We start from the raw sequence: 6708 nt of genomic DNA, 5'->3' as shown, positions 1-6708 counted from the left end.
GGTGACCTCCACGCCGCAGCGGTCGCAGATCTTGCCCTTGTAGCGGATCTTCTTGTACTTGCCGCAGTGGCACTCCCAGTCCTTGGTGGGGCCAAAGATACGCTCGCAGAACAGGCCGTCCCGCTCGGGCTTGAGCGTGCGGTAGTTGATGGTCTCCGGCTTCTTGACCTCGCCGTAGGACCACTCGCGGATCTGCTCCGGGGAGGCGATGCCAATGCGGATGGCGTCAAACTCAGCGTAACTCATAACTCTGTCGTCCTCCCTTTCTTATTCCTCGTCGCCGTCATCGGACAGGAAGTCCATGTCGTCGCCGTCGGAGAAATCATCGTCCTCGTCGCCGTCGGAGATGGCCAGATCGTCGTCGTCGCTGCCCTCCTTGAGGGTGTAGCCGGCGGCCTGGAACTCAGCCTCGCCGCCCTGATCGTAGCCAAAGCCGAAGTCGTCGTCGTGGCTGTGGTCGGGGGTGTAGTTGTCCTCGTCGTCGTCCTTGAGCTCGATCTCCTCGCCCTGGGCGTCCAGGACCTTGATATCCAGGCACAGGGCCTGCAGCTCCTTGACCAGAACCTTGAAGGACTCGGGCACGCCGGGCTTGGGCACGTTGTGGCCCTTGACAATGGCCTCGTAGGTGCGGACACGGCCGGTGGTATCGTCGGACTTGACGGTGAGGATCTCCTGGAGGGTATAGGCCGCGCCGTAGGCCTCCAGCGCCCACACCTCCATCTCGCCGAAGCGCTGGCCGCCGAACTGGGCCTTGCCGCCCAGAGGCTGCTGGGTGACCAGGGAGTAGGGGCCGGTAGAGCGGGCGTGGATCTTGTCGTCCACCAGGTGGTGCAGCTTGAGGAAGTAGACGTAGCCCACGGTGACCCGGTTGTCAAACCGCTCGCCGGTGCGGCCGTCGTACAGCCAGCTCTTGCCGTCGGGGCTCAGGCCGGCCATCTGGAGGGTCTCGGCGATGTCCTTCTCGTCGGCGCCGTTGAAGATGGGGGTGGCCACCTTCCAGCCCAGGGTCTTGGCGGCGTAGCCAAGGTGGACCTCCAGCACCTGTCCGATGTTCATACGGGAAGGCACGCCCAGGGGGTTGAGCACGATGTCCAGGGGGGTGCCGTCGGGCAGGAAGGGCATATCCTCCTGGGGCAGGATGCGGGACACAACGCCCTTGTTGCCGTGGCGGCCGGCCATCTTGTCGCCCACGGAGATCTTGCGCTTCTGGGCGATATACACCCGGACCACCTGGTTGACGCCGGGGGACAGCTCGTCGCCGCCCTCGCGGGTGAACACCTTCACGTCCACGATGATGCCGCTCTCGCCGTGGGGCACCTTCAGGGAGGTGTCCCGGACCTCACGGGCCTTCTCGCCGAAGATAGCCCGGAGCAGCCGCTCCTCGGCGGTCAGGTCGGTCTCGCCCTTGGGAGTGACCTTGCCCACCAGGATGTCGCCGGAGCGGACCTCGGCGCCCACGCGGATGATGCCCCGCTCGTCCAGGTCCTTCAGGGCGTCCTCGCCCACGTTGGGGATGTCCCGGGTGATCTCCTCGGGGCCCAGCTTGGTGTCGCGGCTCTCGGTCTCGTACTCCTCAATATGAATAGAGGTAAAGACGTCGTCCTTCACCATACGCTCGTTGAGCAGGATGGCGTCCTCGTAGTTGTAGCCCTCCCAGGTCATGAAGCCCATGAGGATGTTCTTGCCCAGGGCGATCTCGCCGTTGGCGGTGGAGGGGCCGTCGGCAATGACCTCCCCCTTCTCCACCCGCTGGCCGGCGTTGACAATGGGGCGCTGGTTGATGCAGGTGGTGTGGTTGGAGCGCATGAACTTGGTCAGCTTGTAGTCCACCACCCGGCCGCTGTCATAGCGGACGGTGATGTACTGGGCGGAGACCTTCAGGATCTCGCCGTCCTCCTCGGCCAGAATGGCCACGCCGGAGTCGATGCAGTTCTTGTGCTCCTGGCCGGTGGCCACAATGGGGGCCTCGGGGCGGAGCAGGGGCACGGCCTGACGCTGCATGTTGGCGCCCATCAGGGCGCGGTTGGCGTCGTCGTTCTCCAGGAAGGGGATCTGGGCGGTAGCGATGGAGAACATCATCTGGGGAGAGACGTCGATATAGTCCACCTGGTCCCGGTCCACCTCGATGATCTCGTTGCGGTGACGGCAGGTGATACGGTCGTTGAGCAGACGCTTGTTCTCGTCCAGAGGCTCGGTGGCCTGGGCGATGATGAACTGGTCCTCAATGTCGGCGGTCATGTAGTCCACCTGGTCGGTGAGGCAGCCGGTGGCCTTGTCCACCTTGCGGTAGGGGGCCTCGATGAAGCCGTACCGGTTGATACGGGCGTAGGAGGCCAGGTAGGAGATCAGGCCGATGTTGGGACCTTCGGGGGTCTCAATGGGGCACAGGCGGCCGTAGTGGGAGTAGTGGACGTCTCGCACGTCGAAGGAGGCCCGGTCACGGGACAGGCCGCCGGGGCCCAGAGCGGACATACGGCGCTTGTGGGTCAGCTCGGCCAGGGGGTTGGTCTGGTCCATGAACTGGCTCAGGGGGGAGGAGCCGAAGAACTCCTTGATGGCGGCGGTGACAGGGCGGATGTTGATCAGGCTCTGGGGGGTGACGATATCCAGGTCCTGGATGGTCATGCGCTCCCGGATGACCCGCTCCATGCGGCTGAAGCCGATGCGGAACTGGTTCTGCAGCAGCTCGCCCACGCAGCGCAGGCGGCGGTTGCCCAGGTGGTCGATGTCGTCTGCGGTGCCGGCGCCGTTGGCCAGGCAGTTGAGGTAGTTGATGGAGGCCATCATGTCGTCCACGATGATGTGCTTGGGCACCAGATCGTCGGCGTGGTCGGCCACGGCCTCCTTCAGCTCCTCGCCGGAGTACTGCTCCATCAGGTCCTGGAGCACGGAGAAGCGGACCCGCTCGGTGATGCCGCACTCGGCGGGATCAAAGTCCACGAACTTGGCCATGTCCACCATGTTGTTGGAGAACATCTTCACCAGGGTGCCGTTCTCCAGCTGGATGACGGCCTCGTTGACGCCGCGGTCGTCCAGCTCGTGGGCCTTCTCCCGGGTGATGACCTCGCCGGCCTCAGCCAGCAGCTCGCCGGTCATGGGGTCGGCGATGGGCTGGGCCAGCTTCTGGCCGGCCAGGCGGTGCCACAGGGCCAGCTTCTTGTTGAACTTGTAACGGCCCACGGCGGACAGGTCGTACCGGCGGGGGTCAAAGAACAGGGCGTTGAGCAGGCTCTCGGCGGAGTCCACCGTGGGGGGCTCGCCGGGACGGAGCTTGCGGTAGACCTCCAGCAGGGCGTCCTCGTAGGTCTTGCAGGCGTCCTTCTCCAGGGTGGCCACGATACGGGGATCCTCGCCGAACATGTCGATGATCTCCGCGTCGGTCCGGGGACCCACGGCGCGGATGAAGCAGGTGATGGGCAGCTTGCGGTTCTTGTCGATGCGGACATAGAACACGTCGCTCAGGTCGGTCTCATACTCCAGCCAGGCGCCCCGGTAGGGGATGACGGTGGTGGCGTAGGTCACGTTGCCGGCCTTATCCTCGGTGCGGGCGTAGTACACGCCGGGGGAGCGGACGATCTGGGAGACGATAACGCGCTCGGCGCCGTTGATGACAAAGGAACCGGAGTCGGTCATCAGGGGGAAGTCGCCCATGAAGATCTCCTGCTCCTTGATCTCCTCGGTCTCCTTGTTGCGCAGGCGGACCCGCACCTTGATGGGCGCGGCGTACGTGGCGTCCCGCGCCTTGCACTCCTCAATGCTGTACTTGGGCGGCTCGTCCATGGAGTAATCAATAAAGGAGAGCTCCAGGTTGCCCGCGTAGTCGGTGATGGAGGCCACGTCCTTGAACACCTCACGGAGGCCTGTGTCCAGGAACCACTGGTAGGAGTTCTTCTGAACCTCCAGCAGGTTGGGCATGCTCAGGATTTCCTCGTGACGGGCGTAGCTCTTGCGCAGGGTCTTGCCGTAGTACACGTCCTTGACCATCATCGTAGAAATAACACCTCGTTTTCTGATACTGCCGCGATCTTTTGCCTGTTCCCGCAGGTCAAAAACCGCATTCTCTGTCCTCTTCTTCGTCAAATCCTACAAAGGGGTACGCCGCGGCCGTTTCGATACGCCCGCATGCGTTGAAACGATGTTTGGGTTCCCTATTGCGCTTTTCCCACGTCCGTGTTAAACTATATCCAAGCTGGGAGGGAATCGGAAGTCCTCTGTTTCGGATGTGAGAGCATTTAAGTATACCATGGGTATTTGTACAAGTCAATCCCTTTTGCAGGTGAAATCTGGAGAAATCCAGATTTTTATTTTGCCTTCCTCCTATGAAAGACAACCCTGCCGTTTTTCTTTCACACTATCTTTCCCTCCGAAACCTTGAGTCCCAGGGTTTATTGACCGTCAAACGGTTCGTCCACGTCCGGGCGAACCGTTTTCTTTTTTCGCCCCTCTGTCACAAAACCGGCTCTTCCGCCGTTATCATGGGTGAAACCGGTTTTCAGCACCGTGCAATGAAAGGAGGGACACCATGGACGAACAGCAGCTTCAGGCCGCTTTTTCCGCCGGGGACGAGGCCGCGCTCTCCGCTGTCATCGCCCGCTACGGGCACCCCCTGCTGCGCTACTGCCACCATATTCTCTGCGACTACCACGAGGCCCAGGACGCCGTACAGGACGCCTTTTTCAAGGCCTGGCGCTACCGGGAACGTCTCAGGGCCGCGCCGCTTCAGCCCTGGCTGTACCGGCTGGCCTATACCGCCTGTATTGACCAGATACGGCGGCGGAAGCGGCAGCTCTTCGCGCCCCCTCCCCCGCCTCAGTCCGACCCGGACTATATCGGCGAGGACCTGCGCCGGGCCCTCCTCACCCTCCGGCCGGAGGAGCGGGCCCTGGTCTTCGGCCGGGTTATGGAGGGGGAATCCTTCGAAGTCCTGGCCCAGCGGCACGGCGTGTCCGCCGCCACCGCGCGGCAGCGCTACCAGCGGGCCAGAAAGAAGCTGGCCAGGGCCCTGGCCCCGTCTCACCCGTCCTGTGCAAAGGAGGATTGCTTATGAACCGAACCCCTGACGAACAGCTGATATATGACGCGCTCTCCCGGGTTGCCACGCCCCCCTGCGACATTGAGCGCGCCGTCCGCCGGCGGCTGGCCGCCGGCATCCCCCGCCAACGCCGCGCCCTCCCCCGGCGCACCCTTCTGCTGGCCGCCGCGCTGGCCCTCTTCCTTATCATCGGCGCTGCGGCCGCCGGTGTTTCCGGCTTATGGCAGCGCTTCTGGCCCGGCGCCGCAATTCCCCCCAGTGCGGTCACCGCCCCCGGCGTCAGCCAGACCGCCGGGGACTACACCCTCACTCTGGAGGACGTGATGGCCGACGACAGCGGCATCATCCTGCTGCTCTCCCTTTCCCGTTCGGACGGCAGCCCCATAGACCCGGACGCCCGGCTCAGCACGCACTCCATGGACATCGCGCTCCTGGCCGACGGCCAGTCCTTCAGCGGCGGCGGAATGGACGCCCCCGTCCTCTCCGAGGACGGAAAAACGCTGTTCTTCTGCTGTGAGCTGGCCGATCACCGGCTCTCCGGCGGCGGCTCCCTGTCCGGCAGACAGCTCACCTTCACAGCTGACGGCGTGGCGGTCCCCCTCTATTCCAGCGGCGCTTTCGGCTATCAGCCCGACGAGGCCGTCTCCCTCGCTCCGCTGGCCGGGCTGGATATCCCCGACCTCTCCGGCATGGCGTCTTGGAATCATGGCGCAGATATCTCGTCTGCCGCTTCCGCCATTGAAGCGCAGAACATCTCCATTTCCCTGCCGCTGAACGAATCCTTCCCCCAGTACGCCGTCCGGGGCTGCGCCGCAACGGAAAACGGTCTCGCCGTCGCCCTCACAGAAGGCCGCTCCCAAAACGGCGCATATGTCTGCGCCGGCATACTGCCGGAGGCGCTGGTGGACGTGCGCACCGGGACGCGCTATTCCATGTATGAGGGCAATCAGCTGACGCTCCCCGGCGGCGGCTCTGTTATCCTCTATACCTTCCGGGACTGCCCTCTTACCGCCGCCGACCTGCCCTATCTGGAACTGGAGGTATCCTATCAGATAGACAAGCTCCTCTCCGACAGGCCTTTTTCCCTTACATTTACCTCAGACCAGAGCGCCGCCCTGGCCGCAGCCGTCCAAGCTGACGTAGCCCTCGACGGCATAACCCTCAGCCTCACCGAGCTGCGGCTCTCCGCCCTGGACGTCTCCTTTACAGTGGAAAACGGCATCGACGCTTTGAACCTGCTCTTTGACCAGGGCGCGGCCCCCGTGCTCACCCTGGCCGACGGCAGCCGGATTGCCACCGTGTGGCAGGGCGCCTCCGGTTCCGCCAATGGTCCCTCCTCGGCCCACTTCCGTCCCCAGGACGCCGATGGGAACCGTATTTTCCCCGATACGGCGGACATCGCCTCCGTCTCTCTGGCCGGACAGATCATCTGGACCGCGCCCTGACACTGTTTTCCACTTTTCAGCAATAACCGCCTCTCCCTATTTTGGAGAGGCGGTTATTGCTGTCGAAAAAGTGGCTTCCGCCACTTTTTCGAAGGAGCTTCATGAAATTTTTGTCTCGATTTCTGATGAAACTGTCGGCAAAAATTTCATGAGAAGTGTCATTTTCGAGGCGCATGTCCCCGAAAATGACGGATTTTCATTTGATTCCGTCATCTGCGGATGACGGAACTC

At 63.2% G+C, this 6708-nt stretch carries 4 protein-coding genes; 2 read left to right on the top strand and 2 right to left on the bottom strand.

Going from position 1 to position 6708, the window contains the following annotated elements; translation table 11 throughout:
* Both QZY67_RS11285 and rpoB read right to left on the bottom strand, forming a co-directional pair.
* Window positions 1–246, bottom strand: a 246-nt coding sequence (locus QZY67_RS11285) for a hypothetical protein (protein ID WP_295370375.1), incomplete at its 3' end; no start/stop codon positions are given.
* A gap of 21 nt (window positions 247–267) precedes the next feature.
* Entirely contained in the window at window positions 268–3984 is a 3717-nt protein-coding gene (gene rpoB, locus QZY67_RS11280; protein WP_295370377.1) for a DNA-directed RNA polymerase subunit beta, read from the bottom strand.
* 538 nt (window positions 3985–4522) lie between these two features.
* Here rpoB and QZY67_RS11275 point away from each other — a divergent pair.
* Together QZY67_RS11275 and QZY67_RS11270 are read left to right on the top strand one after the other, a co-directional pair.
* The gene (locus tag QZY67_RS11275; protein ID WP_295370373.1) at window positions 4523–5047 is read left to right on the top strand and encodes an RNA polymerase sigma factor; all 525 of its coding nucleotides are present in this window, start codon (window positions 4523–4525) and stop codon (window positions 5045–5047) included.
* Window positions 5044–6477 (top strand): DUF4179 domain-containing protein, encoded by a 1434-nt coding sequence (locus QZY67_RS11270; protein WP_295370372.1) that lies wholly within the window; start codon window positions 5044–5046, stop codon window positions 6475–6477. The genes QZY67_RS11275 and QZY67_RS11270 overlap by 4 nt, the downstream gene beginning before the upstream one ends.
* Window positions 6478–6708: the final 231 nt, after the last annotated feature.

It is taken from the genome of uncultured Pseudoflavonifractor sp., assembly GCA_904419835.1.
GTDB lineage: Bacteria > Bacillota > Clostridia > Oscillospirales > Oscillospiraceae > Pseudoflavonifractor.
The sequence above is the reverse complement of the archived record's forward strand: the minus strand, read 5'-3'. Positions and strand labels throughout refer to the sequence as shown.